Consider the following 20,908-nt stretch of genomic DNA (forward strand, 5'->3'; position numbering starts at 1 on the left):
ATGCAATGCTGGCGGGCAAGGCGCAGGATAATTTTCCCATTGCGCCTCAAGTGCATGCCTCAATGGGCTACTAACCACCGAACTTGATTCGGGTTCGCACTCTACGGGGATCGGAGAAAACCTTCGAAATTAGAGTAGAGAGTCCTTGTGCCAAGGGTATGATGTTGGTGGGCCAGACAGAACATCCGTAGATTATGGCCTATCATCAGAGAGGGTGCAATTTAGGATCCTCCTTAAGCATCATACGCGCCCACGCGCGGGCTTGAGACTCGACCTACCTGCGAGTACAATACGCGCAACCTCGCACCAGCCACTTGCCGCGAAAGAGAGGGCGACATGCGCTTGCAGGACAAGGTGGTCATCATCACGGGAGCCGCCCACCACATCGGCCAGGCCTACGCCGTCCGCGCCGCCCAGGAGGGCGCCAAGGTCGTCATCTGCGACGTCCGCGACTGCAGCGAGACCGCCGAGATGGTGGCGGAGGCCGGCGCAGACGTGCTGTCGCTGCGCACCGATGTGTCCAGCGAGGAGGACACGCTGGAGCTGGCCCGCCAGACCATCGAACGCTTCGGCCGCATCGACGCCATCGTCAACAACGCCGGCCTCTTTGACGGCCTGCACTCACGCACCATCCTCAACACGGACATGGAGGAGTGGGACCGCGTGATGAACGTCAACGTAAAGGGCATCTTCCTGTGCTGCCGCGCTGTCGTCCCGCAGATGATGGAGCAGGGGTACGGCAAGATCATCAACATTGGCTCCGGCATCTGGCACTGGGGAGGGAGCGGCACGCCCGCCTATGTCAGCAGCAAGGCCGCCGTCACCGGCCTGACCCGAGCGCTCTCTCGCGAGCTGGGACAGTACGGCATCCGCGTGAACACCCTCGCCCCCGGCGGCACCGCCAGCGGCGCTGTCGTTGGGCGGGACGACGACTCCCCACAGGTCCCGCCCAACTCCGGCAACCTGCTCGGCCGTCGTGAGGTGCCAGACGACCTGACGGGCACGATGGTCTTCCTCGTCAGCGAGGACAGCGATTACATCACGGGGCAGAACATCACCGTCAACGGCGGGACCAGCATGTGGTAGGCCTCCGCATCACCTTCCCCATGAGCGGGATGAGGCGAGGCACAGACGTTCAGATTTGAGGGGTGACGCAATGGCAACAACCACCGGCTACCAGGTAATCGACGCAGACGCCCACGTAGTCGAGACTCTGCGCACGTGGGAGTACATAGACGACTCCCAGGCGCAGCTCCGCCCCAACCTCCTCTTCTCACAGGAGTCGCCGCCCAAGCGCTACTGGCAGGTCGACGGCAAGATCCGCGGCCTCCAGCCGCAGAGCCTCTCGGAGATGGAGCTTGAGGAGCGCTCCAAGAAGTCCGGCAAGAACATCGTCACGCCGCAGGCAGCGCGTGAAATGGACGACGTCGATCTGCGGCTGAAGGACATGGACCGCCTCGGCATCGACGTGCAGGTGCTGCACAACACGCTCTGGATCGAGCAGGTCACGGAGCGCCCGGACATCGAGCGGGCCATGTGCCACAGCTGGAACCGCTGGCTGGGCGACATCTGGCGGCAGGGCCAGGGCCGGCTTCGCTGGTCGTGCGTGCCGCCGTGGATGAGCCTCGACGCCGCAGTCGAGGAGATGCAGTGGTCCAAGGAGCACGGCGCCGTCGCGGTCACCATGCGCCCCATCGAGGGCAACCGCACCATGATCGACCCCTACTTCTACCCCATCCTCGAGGAGGCCGTGCGGCTGGACATGGCCATCGTCGTGCACATCGCCAACGCCAACCCGGGCATCGTCGACGTGATGCGCTCACCCTACGACCCGGGCACCGCTTTCGGCCTCTTCCGCATCCCGACCGTCGCTTCCTGCCACGCCCTCATCATGAGCGAGATTCCGCAGAAGTTCCCGACGTTGCGCTGGGGCTTCATCGAGGCCTCGGCCGGCTGGGTGCCGTGGGTCATCACGGAGGCCAAGAACCGCTACAATGGCGCGGGGCGCCCGTTTCCAGACAACGTCCTGAAGGAGTACAACATCTACGTCACCTGCCAGACGGACGACGACATCCCCTACATCCTGGAATGCGCCGGCGACGACAACATCGTCATCGGCACCGACTACGGGCACTTTGACCCTTCCAGTGAGGTGGACGCCATTTCCGTTTTCAAGGAAATGGGCGGCATCAGCGACACGGCCATGCGCAAGATTCTCTCGGACAACCCAAAGGCCCTGTACGGCCTGTAGGGCTTGACGCAGCCAAGGGGGAAGACATGACAACCAAGGTCGGCTACATGGTCATCGACTCCGACGCCCACGTGGTGGAGACGGAACGGACGTGGGACTTCATGGACGCGGAGGACGAGCAGTACCGCCCGAAGCTGGTGCAGGACCTGCACGACCCCACACGTCAGCACTGGGTCATCGAGGGCGAGGTGCGGGGCTTCCGCTTCCCCACGCTCACGGAGATGCAGCAGGAGGCCCGCTCCCAGCGCTGGCGCAACATCTCGACTCCACAGGCCGCCCGCGAACTCGACGACGTCGCCCTGCGGCTCGAGGACATGGACCGCCTCGGCATCGACGTCCAGGTGCTGCACCACACGCTCTGGATTGAACAGGTGGCAAAGCAGCCTGAGGTGGAGCTCGCCATCTGCAAGGGTTGGAACCGCTGGGTCGGCGATGTCTGGCGGAAGAGCGGCGGACGGCTGCGGTGGTCGTGTGTGCCCCCGTACAGCAACCTGGAAGCCGCGCTGGAGATCATGGAAGAAGCCAAGGCCAACGGTGCCGTCGCCGTGACCATGCGCCCCATCGAGGGAGAGCGCACCATCCTGGACCAGTACTTCTACCCGATCTACGAGCAGGCCATCAAGCTGGACATGGCCGTTGCCGTGCACATCGCGAACGCCAACCCCGGCATCGTCAACATCCTCCGCACGCCGGAGGACCCCGGCTCGGCGTTCGGCATCTTCCGCATCCCGACGGTCGCCAGTTGCCACGCACTCATCATGAGCAAGATCCCCGAGCGGTTCCCGGAGCTGCGCTGGGGCTTCATCGAGGCATCGGCCGGCTGGGTCCCATGGATTATCACAGAGTCCCGCAACCGCTACATGGGCGCGGGGCGAAGGTTCCCGGACAACGTCCTGAAGGAGTACAACATCTTCGTCACCTGCCAGACGGACGACGACGTGCCGTACATCCTGAGTTGCGCCGGCGACGACAACATACTCATCGGCACCGACTACGGCCACTTCGACCCGTCCAGTGAGGTCGACGCCATCTCCGTCTTCAAGGAGATGGACGGCATCTCCGACGAGTCCATGAAGAAGATCATGTCCGACAATCCCAAGAAGCTCTACGGCATAGAGTAGGCCAGCACAGCTGTTAGGCAGCCACATCAACACAAAGGGGGAAAACCCATGCTGTCCAGGGAAGAGAACGAACTGCTGACTCGTACGGCCTCAGGCACGCCAATGGGCGAGTTGTTCAGGCGATTCTGGCTCCCGGCCCTCATCCCCAACGAGCTCCCGGAGCCCGACTGCCCGCCCGTGCGCTTGCGCATCCTGCACGAGGACCTCGTCGCCTTCCGGGACACCAACGGCAAGGTCGGCATCCTCGACGCCCTCTGCCCCCACAAGCTCGCCCCGCTGTTCTTCGGCCGCAACGAGGAGTGTGGGCTCCGCTGCGTCTACCACGGCTGGAAGTTTGACGTGGATGGCACCTGCGTCGAGATGGCGAACGAGCCGCCGGAGAGCGCTTTCCGGGAAAAGGTGAAGATTAAGGCCTACCCCGTCGAGGAGTGGGGCGGACTCATCTGGGTTTACATGGGCCCGGCGCACCTCAAGCCCGAACTCCCGCAGTTCGAGTGGGGGCGCGTCCCGGAGACCCACCGCCACCACGCGCGCTGGCTGCAGACCACCAACTGGGCGCAGGGCATGGAGGGTGAGATCGACACCTCCCACATCTCCTTCTTGCACCGCTGGATGGACCAGAGTCAGGCGCCCCAGCGACGCAACGCCCAGCGCAACTTCACCATCGTTGACGGCGCGCCCATCCTGACGCTGAACCAGACCGATTACGGCTTCGTTTACGGCGCCCGCCGCAACACCGGTAACGGCGACTACTACTGGCGCGTCACCCAATGGCTCTACCCAATGTGGAGCGTCATTGCCGCGCAGACTTGGCCAATCGGCGGCCGGGCGTGGGTGCCCATCGACGACGAGAACACCAACGTCTTCGGTTACAACTACAACGCCGAAGCCCCCTTGACTGAGGAGCAGATCGACATGATCGAGTCGGGCCGGGCCTTCCCGCCCCGCACCACGCGTGAGAAGTTCCAGCTGGCTGATGGCACAGTCATCGACCACAACGTGGGTGTCGCCAACAAGACCAACGACTTTCTCATCGACCGTGACATGCAGCGCACCGTGAACTTCACGGGCATCTGGGGCGTCAACGAGCAGGACCGCGGGCTCCAGGAGGGCATGGGCCGCATCGTCGACCGCTCTCGCGAGCACCTCGGCACCGCCGACCAGGCAACCATCGCCGGCCGCCGCGGGCTGCTGCGCATGGCGCGTGACCTGCAGGAGGGCATCGAGCCCGCCATTGCGCACCAGGGCGACAAGTACGGCGTCCGCTCCATGGACATCGTCAGCCCGGAAGGCGACTTCATAAAGTTCATGGAACTTCACGGAGACGCCGGCAAGGCCAAGGTCTAGTCGGGGCCGCCCTCAACAGCCGAATACAAGCGGGAGGAAGACATGCTGTCCAGGGAGGACAATGAGCTGCTGACCCAGACGGGGCCGGGCACACCCATGGGCGAGTTCTTCCGCCGCTTCTGGATGCCCGCCCTCCTCTCCGAGGAGCTCCCGGATCCCGACTGCCCGCCCGTGCGCATCAAGGTGCTCAGCGAGGAGCTTGTCGCGTTCCGGGACACGAACGGCGCCGTGGGCGTCGTCGACAACTACTGCCCGCACCGCCGCGCCAGCCTGTTCTTCGGCCGCAACGAGGAGTGCGGGCTCCGCTGCGTCTATCACGGCTGGAAGTTCGACGTGAACGGCGACTGCGTCGACATGCCCTCAGAGCCCGCTGAGTCCAATTTCAGGGACAAGGTCAAGATCAAGTCCTACCCCGCCCGCGACTACGGCAGCTGCGTGTGGATCTACATGGGCCCGCGCGAGCTGCAGCCCGATCTCCCGGCCTTCGAATGGGCGCGCGTGCCGGACGAGCACCGCGTCGTGACTCGCTTCATCCAGCACTCCAACTACATGCAGTGCACGGAGGGCGAGATCGACTCCAGCCACGTCTCCTTCCTCCACAGCGTCTTTGACCTGAGCATCGACTACCACCGCGACATGCGGACCGGCGAGCAGAAGGGCGGCCGCAACTCCGTCCTCAGCTACAAGTTCGGCGCTCCCCAGCTCACCGTGAAGGAGACCGACTACGGTTTCACCTACGGCTCGCGCCGGGGCCCGGAGGAGGGCAACTACTACTGGCGCGTGACCCAGTGGATGCTGCCGATGTTCAGCCTCATCCCCGGCCCAGCCTGGCCTCGCGGCGGCCGCGGCTGGGTGCCCGTCGACGACGAGCACATCATCACCTTCCAGTACAGCTACAACGGCGAGCGGCCCATCACGCCGGAGGAGCGCGCCCGCGCCGTCGACACGATGGAGCTGCAGCGCGTCAAGTACACCCTCCCCGACGGCGGCATCATCGACACCTACCGCAGCGTGCGCGCCCCGGAGAACGACTACCTCATCGACCGGGAGATGCAGCGCAAGCAGAACTACACCGGCATCCTCTTTGGCAGGCACCAGGACTTCGCCATGACGGACAGCATGGGCGGCGTCTCGGATCGCACGAAGGAACACCTCGGCACTAGCGATACCGCCATCATCGCCGCGCGGCGCATCCTGCTGCGGGCGGTCCGCGACCTTCAGGAGGGCATCGAGCCCTACGCCGCCGGCCACCCGGAGGTGTTCCACGTCCGCGCGCTGGACACCGAGTCGCCGGAGGGCGATTTCCTCAAGCTGCTGGAGGCGGAAGGGGAGAAGACAGTCGGAGTGCTATAGTCTCGTCAAACAACGAGGCAACATCACAGAAGCACCACGAAGGAGGAATGACATGGCAGAGGTAGTCATCGGGCTCGGAACGTCACACAGCCCGCAGTTGAGCATGCTGCCGGAGGCGTGGGCATCCCGTGCGGGCGCCAACGACCAGCGCAACCCCGCCCTCATCGGCACAGACGGCATCGTGTCCAACTACGAGGACCTGCTGGCGCGCGTCGACAAGAAGCGCCTCGAGCGGGAACTCGACCCGGAGCTGCAGATGCAGCGCCACGAGCGCAACCAGCGCGGCATCGCCCAGGTGGCGGAGGCGCTGAAGAACGCCAACGTGGACGTCCTCGTGATGTTCGGCGACGACCAGCAGGAGTATCTGACCGACGACAACATGCCGGCCTTCAGCATCTACTGGGGCAATGAGGTCAAGGTCCTCGGCCAGGGCGAGGCATACACGGCCGCCACCGGCTACCAGCCCCTCATCGGCTACCCGCCGGAGGACAGCGTCGTCCCCACCCACGGCTCCCTCGGCAAGCACATGATTGAGTTCCTCACCGAGGCCGAGTACGACGTTGGGTACTCTCGCTTCCTTGACCCGGACCGTGGCGGGCGCTCGCGCGGCGGCATCGGCCACGCCTTCGCCTACGTCCACCACCGCATCATGGAGGGCCTCAACATTCCCACCGTGCCCATCATGGTCAACACCTACTACCCGCCGAACCAGCCCACGCCCAAGCGCTGCTACGACATCGGTCGCTCCGTCCGCAGCGCAATCGAGGCATGGTCGGGCAAGGAGCGCGTCGCTGTCCTCGCTTCCGGCGGCCTGAGTCACTTCGTCGTCGACGAGGAGCTCGACACGTGGACTCTGGAGGGGCTGCAGGAGAAGAACATCGTCAAGTTGCAGCAGCTCCCACGGGAGCGCCTCAACTCCGGCAACTCGGAGGCCCGCAACTGGATGTCCCTGGCCGGCGCGGCGGAGCACCTCGACATGGAGCTGTTCGACTACGTGCCCTGCTACCGGTCGCCCGCGGGCACCGGCTGCGCGATGGCCTTTGCCCAGTGGACATAGCCGCCAACGTGGCGCACACTGGTAATAATCACAGAAAGGTGGTCAATGACATGAGCGACGTTGCCATCACGGTGTTTTCGTCCAACAACTGAGGCTCCTGCGAGATGGTGAAAGGGTACCTTTCACAGAAGGGCGTCGACTACGCCGTGCGGAACATCTCCGAGGACCTTGAGGCGCGACAGACCGTCATCGACATGGGGCACCGCAGCACGCCGGTCACCCTCATAGGCGGACACAAGGTGCTGGGATTCGACCGGGCTCAGATTGACGAAGCCCTCGCCGCGGAGGGTGTGGCCTAGCAGCTGACCACTACAGGACATGCGAGAGGCGCCTTCTTTTGGGGGCGCCTCTTCTTGTGCCCGTCGGCCCTGAAACATCCGTGTTGATAAGGAAACCTCCCAATGATAATATGAAGGGCCAAATTCAAAGAAAGGAGGACGCATATGAGTATCTTGCCACTTCTTCTTACATCTCCCCAGAACAAGGGCGGCAGCGGCAAAGGCGGTGGCGGCTTGGGTAACCCGGGCTACCCAAGCACTACCGGCAACCCCTCAGGCGGCGGCAGAACCAACGGCCCCCGTAAGTAGGCCCCCGGATCTAGCGTGGGAGCGCTAATGGTCTGCAGAATTCCACCAGACCAAGCTGCGTAGAAGCGTACCCACCTGTGCAACCCCTTTGCGCAACGGTAGGCTCAAGACCTTGTCCGGCGCAGAGGGTGACGCACCCCTAAAGCCTTTCTCCTGCATTCTGCTCCTCATCCAGTCTTCACTATGAAACGCGTCAGGTGCGCTTTGCTTCCGTATGCTGGCAACAACTCAGATTTGTCGAATCAACGCGCCCGTAAACAGTCCCTTAACCGAACTCGCAACGACAGCGTCCGAGGCTATAGAGTAGACTGCGGCACATGAGAGCTAGCAACCACAAGGAGCCACGCATAGCCATGGCCCAGCAGCCCCCATCCCTGCCGCGCCGGTGCGTCGCCGAGTTCATTGGCACGTTCGGCCTCCTCTTCGCCGGCGCAGGCGCCATCATGATCAACGAGATCTCCGGCGGCACGGTCACCAACGTCGGGATCGGCCTCGTGTTCGGCCTGACCGTCGCCGCAATGATCTTCGCGACGGGCCACATCTCCGGCGCGCACATCAACCCCGCGGTGACCCTCGGATTCGCCCTCGCGCGGCACTTCCCGTGGAAGCTCGTGCCCATGTACTGGGGCTCGCAGCTTCTCGGCGCAACCGCCGCCTGCCTCGTCCTCCGAGGCCTCTTCGGCAACGTCGCTGACATGGGCGCCACGCTCCCCGGCGCCGAGGAGTGGGTCGTCGTCTCCTTTGAGGCGCTGCTCACCTTCTTCCTCATGTTCGTCATCATGGCGATGGCCACGGACATCCGGGCCGTCGGCACGGCGGCGGCGCTGGCCATCGGCGCAACGGTAGGGCTGGAAGCCATATTCGGCGGCCCCATCAGCGGCGCGTCCATGAACCCCGCCCGATCATTCGGCCCCGCGCTGGTCAGCGCCAACTGGACCGCCCACTGGGTGTACTGGATCGGCCCGATAGTCGGCGCAGCGGCCGCCGCCTTCACCTACGCCTGGCTGCGGGAGGGCAACGCCATGCAAAACGGGGAAGAGCAATGAAGAACGTCCTCTTTGTCTGCGTCCACAACGCCGGTCGGAGCCAGATGGCTGAGGCCTTCTTGAATGCGGCCGGTAGCGACCGGCTGGTCGGCGAATCCGCGGGAACAGTACCCACCGAGCACGTGAACCCCATCGTGGCAGAGGCGATGTGGGAGGTCGGCATAGACATCAGCGTCAACGCGCCAAAGGTCATCACACAGGCGATGGCCGACAACGCAGACCTCATCTTCACCATGGGCTGCGCCATCGACGACGCCTGCCCCGCCACGTTCCTGCCCGCCGAGGACTGGGGCCTCGACGACCCTGCTGGCCAGCCCCTCGAGACCGTGCGGCAAATCCGTGACCAGATTAGAATAAAGGTCGCAGAGCTGCTGGAACGGGAGGGCTAGTCCAACACCATGAGAATAGCGATATACGGGACCGGGGGCGTCGGTGGTTACTTCGGCGGCCGCCTCGCGCAGGCCGGCGAGGACGTCACCTTCATCGCGCGCGGCGCCCACCTTGACGCCATACGCTCCAACGGTCTCCGTGTCAGCAGCGTCCACGGCGACTTCGCCGTCGCGGGCGCCAGGGCCACCGACTCGCCAGCCGAAGTCGGCCCCGTCGACGCCGTGCTCGTTGCCGTCAAGGCGTGGCAGGTCTCCGAGGTCGCCCCGCTCATTCAGCCGCTCGTCGGCCCGGACACGGTCGTGGTGCCGCTCCAGAACGGCGTCGAAGCCGCGCCGCAGCTCATCGAGGGCCTCGGGCCCGACAACGTGGTCGGCGGCCTATGCCGTGTCGTCGCCCTCATCGAGGGCCCCGGCCACATCCGGCACGGCGGCGGCGACGACTTCGTCGGCATCGCGGAGCTCGACAACCAGCCGAGCGAGCGCGTAGAGCGAGTCCGCGCCGCGTTGGCCGAGGCGGGTCTCAAGGCAGAGACCCCGCCCGACATCTACGCAGCGCTCTGGGCCAAGTTTCTCTTCATCTGCGCATGGGGAGGCGTCGGCGCCGTCACCCGCTCCGCTGTCGGCGTCACCCGTTCACTGCCCCTGACGCGAGCAATGCTCGAGGGCGCCATGACCGAGACGTACAACGTCGCGCGCGCCCGTGGCATCAACCTTCCCGACACCGCCGTCGCCACCGGCATGGCCGCAATCGACCGCCAGCCGGAAGGTGGCGAGGCCTCCATGCAGCGCGACATCCAGGATGGGCGCCCCTCGGAGCTTGAGTCGCAGAACGGCGCCGTCGTCCGCCTCGGCCGCGAGTCCGGCGTGCCAACGCCCACCCACGACTTCATCTACGGAAGCCTGCTGCCACAGGAGCAACGCGCGAGGGGCTAGTCCCGCTGCAACACTCCCCGCAGTCAGGTACACTTCCACACAAGGACCTCACCACACCAAGGAGGCGCCTCATGGTGCGCATCGCGGTCATCGACGACTACCAGAACTTAGCCAGTACCCTCGCGGAATGGGACTCGCTCCCGGAAGGCTCACAGGTCGACTTCTACCAGGACCACCTGACGGACAAGGACGCCCTGGTGGAACGCCTCCAGCCCTATGACATCATTCAGCTCATGCGAGAGCGGACAGAGTTCAGCGCCGAGCTTCTCGACGCCCTGCCCAACCTGCGGATGCTCTCCGGTACCGGCGGCGCCTATTACAACTCCATCGACATCCCTCACGCCACCGAGCGCGGCATCCTGCTTACAAGGACTGGCGGGTCCGCGGGCGGCAGCGTCGAGGAGCTGACGTGGGCCCTCATCCTCGGCCTGACCAAGCGCCTGCGGGAGGAGGACCGCGAGACCCGAGAGGGGCAGTGGCAAACCTCCCTCAGCCCGACCCTTGCGGGAAGGACGTTGGGCATCATCGGCCTCGGTCGCCTCGGCAAGCGGGTGGCGCAGGTTGGCCAGGCCTTCAACATGAAACTCGTCGCGTGGAGCCCATGGCAGACGGAGGAGCGAGCTTCGGAGAGCGGCGCGCAGTTGCTGAGCCGCGAGGAGTTCTTCTCGACGTCCTACGTAATTAGCATCCACATTCCCCTGACGGCCGAGAGCCGGGGCCTCGTCACCGCGGCAGACCTCGCGATGATGCAACCGAACGCCTTCATCATCAACACGTCGCGCGGCCCCATCGTCGACGAGGCCGCTCTGGTTGATGCCCTCCGGGAGGGAAGGATCGGCGGCGCGGGCTTGGATGTGTTCGATGAGGAGCCGCTGCCGAAGGACCACCCCTTCTTGAGCCTGCCCAATACGCTCCTGACGCCGCATATTGGCTTTGTGACGGAGGAAGGCTACCAGTCCTTCTACCGCAGCGCCTTGGCCAACATCAAGGCATTCATGGCAGGCGAGCCCACCAACGCGATAAACCCGGAAGCCTTGGAGAAGCAGGGGTAGCCAGCTTGCCAGCCACCTAGGGCCGTCATACACTGCACCCACTCTGAACTGAACGAGGATCGTTATGCCCACCTTCTCTCACGAGTACCTCCGAAAGGTGTCCTACGAGATCTTCAAGGCCGCCGGCACGCCGGACGAGGCCGCGCAGGATGTCGCCGAAGGCCTCATCAGCTCCAACCTCGCCGGTCACGACTCTCACGGCGTCGGGCAGGTGCCCGTCTACGTCGACCGCATCAAGGCGGGGCACATCATCCCGGACGCGCCCTACGTCGTCGACAAGGAGACACGCACCACCGCCGTCATCAACGGCAACTGGGGCTTCGGTTTCGCCGTGACCAAGCGGGCCACGCAGATGCTCATCGAGAAGGCGCTGGAACAGAACATCGCCGCAGTCACCATCTACCGGCAGAGCCATATTGGCCGCCTGACACCCTACGCGGCCATGTGCGCCGAGCAGGGACTGGCCGCCATCATGTTCACCGACTCCGGGCGAGGCCCCAAGGCCGTCGCGCCCTTCGGCGGCCGCGGCCGCCGGCTCGGCACCAACCCCGTCTGCATCTGCGTCCCGTCGAACGAGGACAGCCCCGTCTTCATCGATATGGCGAGCAGCGCCGTGGCGGCCGGCAAACTGGCGGTGTACCGCCGCCGCAACCTGCCGATACCGACCGGTTGGATTATCGACAAGGACGGCAACGACACCACGGACCCCAACGCCTACAACGAGGGCGGCGCACTGCTCCCCGTCGGCGGCGACCTTGGCTACAAGGGCTACGGCCTCAGCTTTATGGGCGAGGTCTTTTCCGGCATCCTGACTACCCTCGGCTTCGGCCTGGACCCAGAGGGCAAGCACAACGACGGGAGCTTCATCGCCGCGTGGCGCATTGATGCCTTTGCCGACCTGGAATGGTTCAAGCAGCAGGTGTCGGACTTCATCGCCTTCATCAAGACGTCGCCTCTGGCTGCGGGCAGCCCAGGCATCCTCTATCCCGGAGAGGCCGAGAAGCACACGGAGGCAAGGCTTCGAGCGGAAGGCATCGCGGTGGAGGACTCCGTTTGGAGCGACCTCACCGGGATCATGCAGGAGTACGGCATCGAGTCCCTAGTCGGCGAACCGACTTAGTTCCCGGCGACCCCGATGCCGAAGCATCCCCTCAGCATCGCCGCTGTCACGGAGCAACTGCGGGCATTGGGCGTCGAGCGCGGGCATACGCTGCAAGTCCACACCTCATTCTCGCTCACCGGCCCCATCGAGGGCGGCCCTCTCGGCCTCATCGACGCCCTCCGCGAAGCCATCGGCCCCGATGGCACCCTCGTCATGCCCAGCATGACCGATGACGACGACCACCCCTTTGAACCGAGAAGCACGCCCTGCCTCGGCATGGGCGTCACCGCCGACACCTTCTGGAGGCTCCCAGGCGTCCTCCGCAGCGACAGTCCCCACGCCTTCGCAGCCGTGGGCCCGCACGCCGAGCGCATCACCTCACCACATCCGATCGAGCCGCCGCATGGCCCCGATAGCCCTGTCGGCCGCGTGCAGGAGCTCGCCGGCCACGTCCTCCTGCTTGGCGTCGGACACGACGCCAACACCACCGTCCACCTCGCCGAGCTCCTCGCCGGAGTCCGCTACCGCCGTCGCAAGTACGTTACGGTGCTGAACGACGGCGGGCCGTTGCGATACGAGTATGAGGAGATTGACCACTGCTGCGAGCGCTTCGCGCTGGTGGACGGCTGGCTGGAAGAGCGAGGACTTCAATGTCGGGGAATCGTTGGTCACGCAGAGGCGCGGCTCGTACCCGCGAGGGCCGTCGTCGACGTTGTGGTAGAGCGCCTGCGCGTCGACGAAACAGCGTTCCTGCATCCAATTGGCACCGACGCGGAGTGCGACGACGCGTGGGCAAGCATGCAGGGTTAACGGGCCTGCCCTACTGCAAGAATTCCTTCTGCCACCCATCGTAGTCTGCGTTTGCCAGCGCTTGCGCCATGACGTCGGCGGCCGGAACGCGATGGCTGAGCCCGGCAGGCTCTCCGCCGTCTGCGTGGTGCTTGAGCGCCTCATAGATTCCCTGGATCATCGTCTGGAATGGCAAGTGGCCCTTGAGTGCGATGCGGACGCGGTGCGCCGCCAGCCAGGCGGCGTCCTGCAGCTCCGCCGGCGCCGACCCAAGCATCAGCGGCAGCGTTGTGGCCGCCTCGACTGCCTCGACGTGGTCCTTGGTGGACAGGTTGGTGAAGAAGAGCGCGTCCACCCCTGCTGCCTCATACGCCGCTGCCCGGGCCACCACGCCCTCGATGCCCTCGACGGGCATGGCCGCGCACCGCCCAATGACAATCGTCGCAGGGTCGCGCTTGGCCGCAACGGCCGCCTTCATCTTCCCGACCGATTCCTCCAGCGAGATCACCGTCACGCTTGTTGCGCCGAACGGCGTTGGAAGCGCCGTGTCCTCGATAGACATGGCGCAGACCTCGGCGGCCTCGAGCTCGGACACCGTCCGCATGACGTTGAGCGCGTTCCCGTACCCATGGTCCGAGTCGACCATAAGGCTGATGTCGCTTGCACGCGTGATGCGCCGCGCCTGGTCCACAAATTCGCTCAACGTAATGACCGTCAGGTCGGGCGCCCCCAGCACGACGCCGGAGGCGACAGAACCGGCGAACATCCCAATCTCGAAACCCAAATGCGTTGCCAGCCGCGAAGAGATGGGGTCAAAGATGGAGGCGGGTTGGATGCACTGCTCCCGCCCCAGGTAACTGCGATACCGCTGACGACGCTCCGTGGGGTTCATGGCGCTCCTCATACGTTCATGATGTGGCTACAGCTCTGGCCCAACGCATCCTAGCCGACGATGACCGGTTTGGCTATGCAGTGTACCCCGCCGTTGCGCTGCCGCGCCCTGACACGGTGCCCTTGCCCGAACATCGCGCCAATCGCTAGCCTTTCGCCATGCACGTCAACATTGGCCAACTCAGTCGTCGCAATGGACCGTCCCTGCCGCAAGCGCTCTCCCTGAATTTGGGGCTGCGGCTGGATTCGTGTCGGATTCGCTTGCTCATTCTGGAGGGCTGTTCCTGCTGAAAAATTTCGTTGTCTTCTATCTGAAATGTGCCAAACCAGCTAAGTGTCAAATCGCAAACAACCCCACGCTGCAACGGGTTGTCCCCTTCCACGCAACCCATTGGTGACAGGATGTGCGCGGTAAGGCTTGCGGAAGGGCTAAGGCAAGGAGACAAGGCTTTAGGGCAATTTGGACCGGCAATCAGAGGACGAGGCAGATGGTGGGCGGCTACGGCACCTGGAACGCAGGTTCGCCCCCCAGACACGTCTGCTCGAGGCCGACAAGGAGCTGCTGCTCGATGTCCAGCCGCTCGCGAAAGGCGCGGGCCGCCGTTATCTGCCGCTCCGTCGTGCAGCACCAGTAGGCCAGCGCCTCTCGCTCCCACGGGATGTGCGAGTCCACGTCGCCAAGGTAGACGCGGAAGAATTCGAGCGCATGGTTCGGCACACGATAGTGGTCGCGAAGGGCCTCGTGGGCGCGGCCCAGGAACTCCCTGCCGTAAAGGTCAGACGCATAGAAGGAGGCGACGCCGTCCAGCCACGTCCAGTCCCAGAATCGCGAGTAAGTGCGGAGGGTCTGGATGGCGAAATACGTGCGCGTGAACGGGTGCCACTCCAACGCCTCGCTCTGGCTCAGGCCGACGCCCGTGCCGAACCGCAGCCACAACTCCTCCCAAGAGGGGATGTCAGAGCCGGAGAGGTCGCCAACCACGTCCTCGCCCTCGATGTCCACGATGCGGCGGAGCATGTGGGTACGCGTCGGTTCGTCGTTTGTCTTGATGAAGATGGCGCCGGTGCTGAAGACCAGCCCTTCGTCCCAGTAGGGGTACTGGTCCTTCACCCACATCTGCAGGTGCTCCTGGGACAGTTTCCCATCGCACAGCGCCTGCAGGAAGGTCGGCGGCTCTGGGCATTTGGCCTTGAACTGCTCGTCGAGCAGTGCCAGGAAGTCATCACCGGAGAGCGGAGGAACGGAGAGCTCCTCCGGCCCAAGTGGAGGTTGGGCGCCCATGGCGTCCTCCTTGCTCGAAGCTGCGGTTTAACCGCCGGAGGTCATCTGCAGACGGAGGATGTAGGCCTTGCGAAGCTCCTCCTGGAGCTCCGGCGTATTCACGAAGCGCCGTGCGACTTCCTCGTTGAAGTCAGCGTGGTCGATGTCGATGCCCGCGTGCTCGTGGCGGTTCTCGAGAGCCTGGTCCGGGTTCTCGACACCCCACTCGACGAAGCGCTGCCGGTCACGCTCGATGGCGGCGAGGAGCTTGTCCGACTGGATCTTGTTCTCGCCTTCCATGACCATGCCGGAGCCAATGGCGACACCGAAAGCGCTGTCTCGCATCATGGCAACCCACCAGCCGCGCTTCACCAACTCGGCGGGGTCACAGTCGCCCTTTTCAAGCGCGTCGACCTCTTCGGGGCTCACGCCGTATGCGTGAGACTCCCAGCGGGAGAGCAGCGGATGGCTTACCTGCGGGCCGCCGACGGTGTCCTGTCCGCCCTCGTCGACCAGCTTACGGAGCTGCATGCGGCGGCTTGCCTTGTCGGTGGTGTTCAGGTAGCGCTCACCCTCGAAGCGGTGGTTGATGTCGCCGCCCATGTGCGCCCGGCGCTTGGCCGCCGCAAGGCGTGGTAACTCGTCCTTGCTCATGATCTCGCGGATGCGGAAGGGGAAGCGTTCTCGCCATTCGGCGCGGATGCCCTCAAGCTCCTCGATGAACTCGCCGGGCTGGAGCGCCTCTTGCCAATCGTTCGTCCTCGTCGCCATGTGTGCCTCCTCGCGCCAATCCGCGCCCGCACCGGACGCGGGCCTGCCTGCGCAACACTATATCTTGATGCAAGCCGCCCAATGACCGGGAGCATACTCCTTGAGGGGCGGCGTGACAACCTTGCAGTCGTCGACGGCGATAGGGCAACGAGTGTGAAAGACGCAGCCCGACGGCGCGTTCATGGGGCTCGGAATAGTGCCCTGCAGCACGATGCGCTCGCGCTGCGCCTCGACGCGCGGGTTGGGGACGGGCACCGCGGAGAGCAGCGCCCGCGTGTAGGGATGGAGCGGGTTCTCGTAGAGCTCGTTGCGGTCAGCCAGCTCCATGATCTTGCCCAGGTACATGACCGCCACGTTCTCGGACATGTGCCGCACCACGGAGAGGTCGTGGGCAATGAAGAGGAAGGTCAGGTTGAACTGCTCCTGGATGTCCTCCAACAGGTTGATGAGCTGGGCCTGAATGGAGACATCGAGGGCCGACACCGGCTCGTCGGCAACGATGAATTCAGGCCGGACAGCGATGGCGCGGGCGATGCCGATTCGCTGCCGCTGACCGCCGCTGAACTCGTGGGGGTACCGGTCCGCCATGGAGGGGTTTAGCCCGACAACGTGCAAGAGCTCGGACACCTGGTCCCGTAGCTCATTCTTGCCGTGGGCGATATTGTGGACGAGCATCGGCTCACCGACGATCGTGCCGATGCTCATGCGGGGGTTGAGGCTGGAATAGGGGTCCTGGAAGACCATCTGCATGCGTCGCCGCATGCCCCGAAGTTGCTTTCCCTTGGCCCTGGTCAGGTCGACGCCATCCAGCCAGACCTGCCCGGAGGTGGGCTCGTTGAGCTGGATGATACATCGGCCGACGGTCGTCTTGCCGGAGCCGCTCTCCCCCACCAGGCCAAGGGTCTCGCCCGGTCGGATGGAGAAACTGACGCCGTCAACAGCCTTGATGTCTCCAACCTTGCGTTGCAGGATGAAACCGGAGGTCACGGGGAAGTGCATCTTGAGGTCCCTCACCTCAAGGAGCGGCGCAACCTCCTGCCCCGGCGACGGTGCGCGGTCCTGCATCTGCGTCATGCCCCGACCTCCGAGGCCGAGCCGGCGGTCACCCAGCATGCCGCAGTATGCCCCTCGGCGACGGGCAATAGGGGCGGCGTTTCCTCGCCGCAACGCTCTATAGCGTACTTGCAGCGCGGCCGGAATGCGCAGCCCGTTGGAAGGTTCATCAGGTCCGGGGGCATCCCATCAATGGACTCGAGCTTTCGCTTGCGGTCCTCGTCGAGCCTGGGCACAGAGTCCAACAGGCCCTGCGTGTACGGGTGCTGCGGGTTCTCGTAGATGTCGATAGCCGTGCCGCGCTCGATGATCTTGCCGGCGTACATGACGTTGACCCGGTCGGCATAGCGCGCCACGACGCCAAGGTTGTGCGTGATTATGATGACTGCGGTGCCAAGCTGGGCGCTGAGGTTCTTGATGAGCTCCAGGATCTGCGCCTGGATCGTAACGTCCAGCGCGGTGGTCGGCTCGTCCGCGATGAGCAATCTCGGGTTGCAGCTCATGGCCATCGCGATCATCAACCGCTCGCGCATGCCGCCGCTGCATTGGTGGGGGTACTGCTTCAGGCGGCTGGGCGCGTCCGGGATGCCCACCATCTCCAACAGCTCGACCGCGCGCTGCTGCGCCTCCGCGCCCTGCATCTTCAGGTGCAGCTCAAGCGACTCCGTGATCTGCTTGCCGATGGTTAGCACGGGGTTAAGCGATGTCATTGGCTCCTGGAAGATCATGGCGATGCGGTTGCCACGAATGGTCCGCATCTGCGACTCGCTCACTTCCAGCAAGTCCGCGCCGTCAAAAAGGACGCGGCCGTCGACGATGCGGCCCGGCGGGCTGGAGACGAGGCGCATGATGGACAGCGCACCGACGCTCTTCCCGCAGCCGCTCTCACCCACGATGGCGAGGGTCTCGCCCTCGCGGACGTCATAGGAGATTCCGTCAACAGCCTTGACGACGCCGCTATGGGAGAAGAAGTACGTCTTCAGACCCTCTACAGTAAGCAGGTACTCAGAGATGTCGCCAAATTCGGTCATGCAGCCGGCACCACTGCTTCAAGCTCCATGAGCACGTCGTCTGGCAGCGCGCCTCTCTCCTCGGCGGCGCATGCCTCCTCAATGTGCTCCACCTCAGAAAAGCCGATGACGGACGTGGCAACGATGGGGTTGCTGAGCACATACCGCACCGCGCCTTCGACAGGGGCGATGCCGTGCCCGTCGAGCACCTCTCGTACACGTGCGGCCGCGGGATCATCGCCGGCGCCAGCCAGCAAGCCCGCGGCAAGAACGCGGATGACGATGATGCCCATGCCAAGATTGGCCGAACGGTCGAAGACCTGGCCAAAATCGCGGTCCACGGCCGCGGCCGGACGGACGGCGGAGGGGTTGATAATGTTGTATAGGCCGTTGATGCTGTGGAACTGTCCGCTGTCGATGAGTTGGTAGACGCAGGAGAGCAGCCCGCCATAGGCCGTGAACCCGAAGTAGCGCACCTTGCCCTGCTGCTGCAACACCTGAAAGGCGTCGAGGACGCCGCCGGGAGCAAGCACGTCATCGACGGTAAGCTGCGCGCCCACGCCCATGTCGGAACGCTCCGCCCGCTCAAGACCAACGCGGTTGTGGAGCTGGATGAGGTCGATCGTCTCCACCCGGAGCCGCTCGAGGCTCTCCTCCACGGATCGGATAGTGTTGCCCTTTACGTCGTCCAGGTCTGGCAGCTCCAGCGCGACCTTGCTCCCGATGACCGGGCGTGCCTTGAGCTCCTGCAGCGTCTCCCCCAGGTGTGCTTCGGAGGCGCCGGCGCCGTAGATGGATGCCGTGTCGAACAGGTTGACGCCAAGGTCGAGCGCGCAGGACACGCCTCGGCGGCGCTCCTCCGGCGTGCCCTTCACTATCATGCCTGCCGTCGGTCCGCAGCCGAAGGCAATGGCCGAGACCTGTACTCCTGTGCCGCCCAATTCGCTATACCGCATGTCTCCCCCTAGCGTTCGCCCAAGCTGCCGCGCATGGCTGGGTCCAGCAAGTCGCGCATGGCATCTCCGAACATGTTCCACCCGAAGATTGTGAGGCTCAGCGCAAGCCCTGGGGCAATGCCCAACCAAGGTGCCATGAGCATGTGCTGCCGCGCTTCAGCAGAGAGCATCCGGCCCCAGGACGGTGCCGGCGCCGGAATGCCAAACCCAAGGAAGCTCAAGGACGCCTCAATGGTGATGGCCAAAGGAATCTCAATGGTCGCGAGGATGATGACCAGCGGGAGAACATTGGGGAACAGGTGGACAAGCATGAGCCGCAGGTCACCAACACCGACCGAGCGCGCAACTTCCATGTGTGGCCGCGCCATGACGGACAAGACCTGCCCACGAACCACGCGCGAACCCCTGATGCCGAATAGCAGTCCCAGAATGATGATAAGTTGCCACAAACCAGGCCCGGCTATAGCCACCATGGCCAGCGCGATCACGATGCCGGGGAAAGTCATCCAGCCGTCGACAATTCGCTGAATTATCTTGTCCAACCATCCACCGTAGTAGCCGGTCAGCAGGCCCAGAGAAATGGCAATGCACATCGCTCCGGCCACAGCACCGAACCCGATGGAGACGGAGATGCGTGAGCCGTGAACAATGCGACTGAAGAGGTCGCGGCCAAGGTGGTCGGCGCCAATGAGGTGTTTGAAACTGGGCGGAGCGAATTGATCGTGCCGATTCGTGTCGTTGTACTCATAGGGCGCGATGAAGTCGGCGAAGATGGCTGTGAACATCAAGAGCACCACGATGAAGAGGCCTACTGCGCCCAGGGGCTTGTAGCGCACCATAGTGGCCACAAACGACCAGAGACCACGCGCCCACCTCAGTGGAAGCGGGGACCCGGGTGCCACACCGGGTCGGAGGACGATTTCATCGGCCATCGTGTATGCCCTCCGCACCCATTACCTGTACCGGACCCGTGGGTCGAGCCAGCCGTATGCAAGGTCGACGATCAAGTTCGCTATCAACACAGTGATAGCCGTGAACATTAAGGCGACCTGCAGCTGCGGATAGTCGCGAAAGTTGATGGCGTCGATGGTCCACCGGCCCAGTCCGGGTATGCCGAAGACAGCCTCCATGACCACCGAGCCGTTCAACGCGTTGGGGACACGCAGACCGAAGACCGTGACTACAGGGATAAGGGCGTTCTTGAGGGCGTGCCGGTACATGATGGACCGCTCTGAGAGTCCCTTGGACCAGGCTGTACGGATGTACTCCTGCCGAAGCACTTCCAGCATCATCGTCCTGGTGATGCGCACCAGGGATGCCGCCGAGCTCACGGAGATGATTGATGCGGGCAGCAGCAACAGCAGCAGGTGCTTGACAGGGTCCTCCGAAAGGGAATGCCAGCCCACAGGAGGTGACCAGCCAATGTAGACGGCAGGGAGCACCAGGATCAGGGTGGCAAGCCAGAAGTGGGGAACGGCGTCCGCGAGCACCACGGTGCTGCGGACTATGTAGTCGCTCTTCGTATCCTGCCGCATGGCGGAAAAGACACCGATAGGTATAGCGACGATAGCGCTAAGGAACAGGGAGAAGAAGGCTAACTCCAACGTAACGGGCAATCGGCGCACCAACTCCTCTGCGGCCGGGCTGCCATCCCACAGGGAACGTCCAAAGTCACCCCTGAAGAAGCCGCCTACCCATTTGAGGTATTGGGTGTGGATGGGCTCCGTTAAGCCCAGGCGCTCCTGCAATTTCTCCAGGTTCGGAGCGTAGCCCAATTCCTCTGTCATGAGCAGCGCCGCGTCGCCCGGGATGAAGCGTATCAGGGCGAAGGCAATGAAGCTCAGCACCAACAGAGTTGGTATGAGCAGGAGGACCCGTTGGATTGCGTACGTTCTCATGGCATATGTTCAATGAAGGATGCTTGGCGGCCCACGATGGG

At 64.2% G+C, this 20,908-nt stretch carries 21 protein-coding genes; 13 read left to right on the forward strand and 8 right to left on the reverse strand.

The window, feature by feature from the left end; translation table 11 throughout:
• Positions 1 to 336: 336 nt before the first annotated feature.
• From OXC99_06700 to OXC99_06760, 13 genes are all read left to right on the forward strand, one after another.
• A complete protein-coding gene (locus OXC99_06700; protein ID MCY4624669.1) occupies positions 337 to 1,086 on the forward strand; it encodes an SDR family oxidoreductase in 750 nt (249 codons plus the stop codon).
• A 70-nt stretch (positions 1,087 to 1,156) separates the two neighbouring features.
• Positions 1,157 to 2,251: an amidohydrolase family protein gene (locus tag OXC99_06705; GenBank protein MCY4624670.1), complete on the forward strand. Its 1,095-nt coding sequence runs from the start codon at positions 1,157 to 1,159 to the stop codon at positions 2,249 to 2,251.
• Between the two features lie 26 nt (positions 2,252 to 2,277).
• The gene (locus tag OXC99_06710; protein ID MCY4624671.1) at positions 2,278 to 3,372 is read left to right on the forward strand and encodes an amidohydrolase family protein; all 1,095 of its coding nucleotides are present in this window, start codon (positions 2,278 to 2,280) and stop codon (positions 3,370 to 3,372) included.
• A 48-nt stretch (positions 3,373 to 3,420) separates the two neighbouring features.
• A complete protein-coding gene (locus OXC99_06715; protein MCY4624672.1) occupies positions 3,421 to 4,719 on the forward strand; it encodes a Rieske 2Fe-2S domain-containing protein in 1,299 nt (432 codons plus the stop codon).
• 42 nt (positions 4,720 to 4,761) lie between these two features.
• Positions 4,762 to 6,072 carry a Rieske 2Fe-2S domain-containing protein gene (locus OXC99_06720; protein ID MCY4624673.1) on the forward strand — a complete coding sequence of 437 codons (1,311 nt, stop codon included), beginning with the start codon at positions 4,762 to 4,764 and terminating at the stop codon, positions 6,070 to 6,072.
• A 52-nt stretch (positions 6,073 to 6,124) separates the two neighbouring features.
• Positions 6,125 to 7,129, forward strand: coding sequence for an extradiol ring-cleavage dioxygenase (locus OXC99_06725; GenBank protein ID MCY4624674.1), 1,005 nt, complete (start codon positions 6,125 to 6,127; stop codon positions 7,127 to 7,129).
• 104 nt (positions 7,130 to 7,233) lie between these two features.
• Positions 7,234 to 7,428, forward strand: a complete 195-nt coding sequence (locus OXC99_06730; protein ID MCY4624675.1) for a glutaredoxin family protein — start codon at positions 7,234 to 7,236, stop codon at positions 7,426 to 7,428.
• Between the two features lie 605 nt (positions 7,429 to 8,033).
• Complete coding sequence (locus tag OXC99_06735; GenBank protein MCY4624676.1) at positions 8,034 to 8,762, forward strand: MIP family channel protein; 729 nt, start codon at positions 8,034 to 8,036, stop codon at positions 8,760 to 8,762.
• A complete protein-coding gene (locus OXC99_06740) occupies positions 8,759 to 9,151 on the forward strand; it encodes an arsenate reductase ArsC (GenBank protein MCY4624677.1) in 393 nt (130 codons plus the stop codon). The genes OXC99_06735 and OXC99_06740 overlap by 4 nt, the downstream gene beginning before the upstream one ends.
• Before the next feature lie 9 nt (positions 9,152 to 9,160).
• Positions 9,161 to 10,084, forward strand: a complete 924-nt coding sequence (locus tag OXC99_06745) for a 2-dehydropantoate 2-reductase (GenBank protein ID MCY4624678.1) — start codon at positions 9,161 to 9,163, stop codon at positions 10,082 to 10,084.
• A gap of 71 nt (positions 10,085 to 10,155) precedes the next feature.
• Positions 10,156 to 11,136 (forward strand): D-2-hydroxyacid dehydrogenase family protein, encoded by a 981-nt coding sequence (locus tag OXC99_06750; protein MCY4624679.1) that lies wholly within the window; start codon positions 10,156 to 10,158, stop codon positions 11,134 to 11,136.
• Between the two features lie 64 nt (positions 11,137 to 11,200).
• Positions 11,201 to 12,256 carry an Ldh family oxidoreductase gene (locus tag OXC99_06755; protein ID MCY4624680.1) on the forward strand — a complete coding sequence of 352 codons (1,056 nt, stop codon included), beginning with the start codon at positions 11,201 to 11,203 and terminating at the stop codon, positions 12,254 to 12,256.
• Between the two features lie 15 nt (positions 12,257 to 12,271).
• The gene (locus OXC99_06760) at positions 12,272 to 13,048 is read left to right on the forward strand and encodes an AAC(3) family N-acetyltransferase (GenBank protein ID MCY4624681.1); all 777 of its coding nucleotides are present in this window, start codon (positions 12,272 to 12,274) and stop codon (positions 13,046 to 13,048) included.
• 10 nt (positions 13,049 to 13,058) lie between these two features.
• Here OXC99_06760 and OXC99_06765 read toward each other — a convergent pair whose 3' ends face one another.
• The 8 genes from OXC99_06765 to OXC99_06800 form a co-directional block, all read right to left on the reverse strand.
• A complete protein-coding gene (locus tag OXC99_06765; protein MCY4624682.1) occupies positions 13,059 to 13,919 on the reverse strand; it encodes an isocitrate lyase/phosphoenolpyruvate mutase family protein in 861 nt (286 codons plus the stop codon).
• Between the two features lie 498 nt (positions 13,920 to 14,417).
• Positions 14,418 to 15,200 carry a hypothetical protein gene (locus OXC99_06770; GenBank protein ID MCY4624683.1) on the reverse strand — a complete coding sequence of 261 codons (783 nt, stop codon included), beginning with the start codon at positions 15,198 to 15,200 and terminating at the stop codon, positions 14,418 to 14,420.
• Positions 15,201 to 15,227: 27 nt separating this feature from the next.
• Complete coding sequence (locus OXC99_06775; protein MCY4624684.1) at positions 15,228 to 15,950, reverse strand: hypothetical protein; 723 nt, start codon at positions 15,948 to 15,950, stop codon at positions 15,228 to 15,230.
• Between the two features lie 57 nt (positions 15,951 to 16,007).
• On the reverse strand, positions 16,008 to 16,949 hold the full coding sequence (locus OXC99_06780; protein ID MCY4624685.1) for an ATP-binding cassette domain-containing protein: 942 nt from the start codon (positions 16,947 to 16,949) through the stop codon (positions 16,008 to 16,010).
• Between the two features lie 71 nt (positions 16,950 to 17,020).
• Positions 17,021 to 18,034 (reverse strand): ABC transporter ATP-binding protein, encoded by a 1,014-nt coding sequence (locus OXC99_06785; protein ID MCY4624686.1) that lies wholly within the window; start codon positions 18,032 to 18,034, stop codon positions 17,021 to 17,023.
• On the reverse strand, positions 18,031 to 18,969 hold the full coding sequence (locus OXC99_06790; GenBank protein MCY4624687.1) for an aldo/keto reductase: 939 nt from the start codon (positions 18,967 to 18,969) through the stop codon (positions 18,031 to 18,033). Before OXC99_06790 ends, OXC99_06785 begins: the two co-directional genes overlap by 4 nt.
• Before the next feature lie 8 nt (positions 18,970 to 18,977).
• Complete coding sequence (locus OXC99_06795; protein ID MCY4624688.1) at positions 18,978 to 19,808, reverse strand: ABC transporter permease; 831 nt, start codon at positions 19,806 to 19,808, stop codon at positions 18,978 to 18,980.
• 114 nt (positions 19,809 to 19,922) lie between these two features.
• Positions 19,923 to 20,867: an ABC transporter permease gene (locus tag OXC99_06800; GenBank protein MCY4624689.1), complete on the reverse strand. Its 945-nt coding sequence runs from the start codon at positions 20,865 to 20,867 to the stop codon at positions 19,923 to 19,925.
• Positions 20,868 to 20,908: the final 41 nt, after the last annotated feature.

Source organism: Chloroflexota bacterium, assembly GCA_026713825.1.
Classification (GTDB): domain Bacteria; phylum Chloroflexota; class Dehalococcoidia; order Lucifugimonadales; family UBA1127; genus UBA1127.

What these genes read in the sequence shown, in the direction of transcription:
- OXC99_06700 (MCY4624669.1), top strand. Translation starts at nt 337, where the DNA reads ATGCGCTTGCAGGACAAGGTGGTCATCATCACGGGAGCCGCCCACCAC.
- OXC99_06705 (MCY4624670.1), top strand. Translation starts at nt 1,157, where the DNA reads ATGGCAACAACCACCGGCTACCAGGTAATCGACGCAGACGCCCACGTA.
- OXC99_06710 (MCY4624671.1), top strand. Translation starts at nt 2,278, where the DNA reads ATGACAACCAAGGTCGGCTACATGGTCATCGACTCCGACGCCCACGTG.
- OXC99_06715 (MCY4624672.1), top strand. Translation starts at nt 3,421, where the DNA reads ATGCTGTCCAGGGAAGAGAACGAACTGCTGACTCGTACGGCCTCAGGC.
- OXC99_06720 (MCY4624673.1), top strand. Translation starts at nt 4,762, where the DNA reads ATGCTGTCCAGGGAGGACAATGAGCTGCTGACCCAGACGGGGCCGGGC.
- OXC99_06725 (MCY4624674.1), top strand. Translation starts at nt 6,125, where the DNA reads ATGGCAGAGGTAGTCATCGGGCTCGGAACGTCACACAGCCCGCAGTTG.
- OXC99_06730 (MCY4624675.1), top strand. Translation starts at nt 7,234, where the DNA reads ATGGTGAAAGGGTACCTTTCACAGAAGGGCGTCGACTACGCCGTGCGG.
- OXC99_06735 (MCY4624676.1), top strand. Translation starts at nt 8,034, where the DNA reads ATGAGAGCTAGCAACCACAAGGAGCCACGCATAGCCATGGCCCAGCAG.
- OXC99_06740 (MCY4624677.1), top strand. Translation starts at nt 8,759, where the DNA reads ATGAAGAACGTCCTCTTTGTCTGCGTCCACAACGCCGGTCGGAGCCAG.
- OXC99_06745 (MCY4624678.1), top strand. Translation starts at nt 9,161, where the DNA reads ATGAGAATAGCGATATACGGGACCGGGGGCGTCGGTGGTTACTTCGGC.
- OXC99_06750 (MCY4624679.1), top strand. Translation starts at nt 10,156, where the DNA reads ATGGTGCGCATCGCGGTCATCGACGACTACCAGAACTTAGCCAGTACC.
- OXC99_06755 (MCY4624680.1), top strand. Translation starts at nt 11,201, where the DNA reads ATGCCCACCTTCTCTCACGAGTACCTCCGAAAGGTGTCCTACGAGATC.
- OXC99_06760 (MCY4624681.1), top strand. Translation starts at nt 12,272, where the DNA reads ATGCCGAAGCATCCCCTCAGCATCGCCGCTGTCACGGAGCAACTGCGG.
- OXC99_06765 (MCY4624682.1), bottom strand. Translation starts at nt 13,919, where the DNA reads ATGAACCCCACGGAGCGTCGTCAGCGGTATCGCAGTTACCTGGGGCGG.
- OXC99_06770 (MCY4624683.1), bottom strand. Translation starts at nt 15,200, where the DNA reads ATGGGCGCCCAACCTCCACTTGGGCCGGAGGAGCTCTCCGTTCCTCCG.
- OXC99_06775 (MCY4624684.1), bottom strand. Translation starts at nt 15,950, where the DNA reads ATGGCGACGAGGACGAACGATTGGCAAGAGGCGCTCCAGCCCGGCGAG.
- OXC99_06780 (MCY4624685.1), bottom strand. Translation starts at nt 16,949, where the DNA reads ATGCACTTCCCCGTGACCTCCGGTTTCATCCTGCAACGCAAGGTTGGA.
- OXC99_06785 (MCY4624686.1), bottom strand. Translation starts at nt 18,034, where the DNA reads ATGACCGAATTTGGCGACATCTCTGAGTACCTGCTTACTGTAGAGGGT.
- OXC99_06790 (MCY4624687.1), bottom strand. Translation starts at nt 18,969, where the DNA reads ATGCGGTATAGCGAATTGGGCGGCACAGGAGTACAGGTCTCGGCCATT.
- OXC99_06795 (MCY4624688.1), bottom strand. Translation starts at nt 19,808, where the DNA reads ATGGTGCGCTACAAGCCCCTGGGCGCAGTAGGCCTCTTCATCGTGGTG.
- OXC99_06800 (MCY4624689.1), bottom strand. Translation starts at nt 20,867, where the DNA reads ATGAGAACGTACGCAATCCAACGGGTCCTCCTGCTCATACCAACTCTG.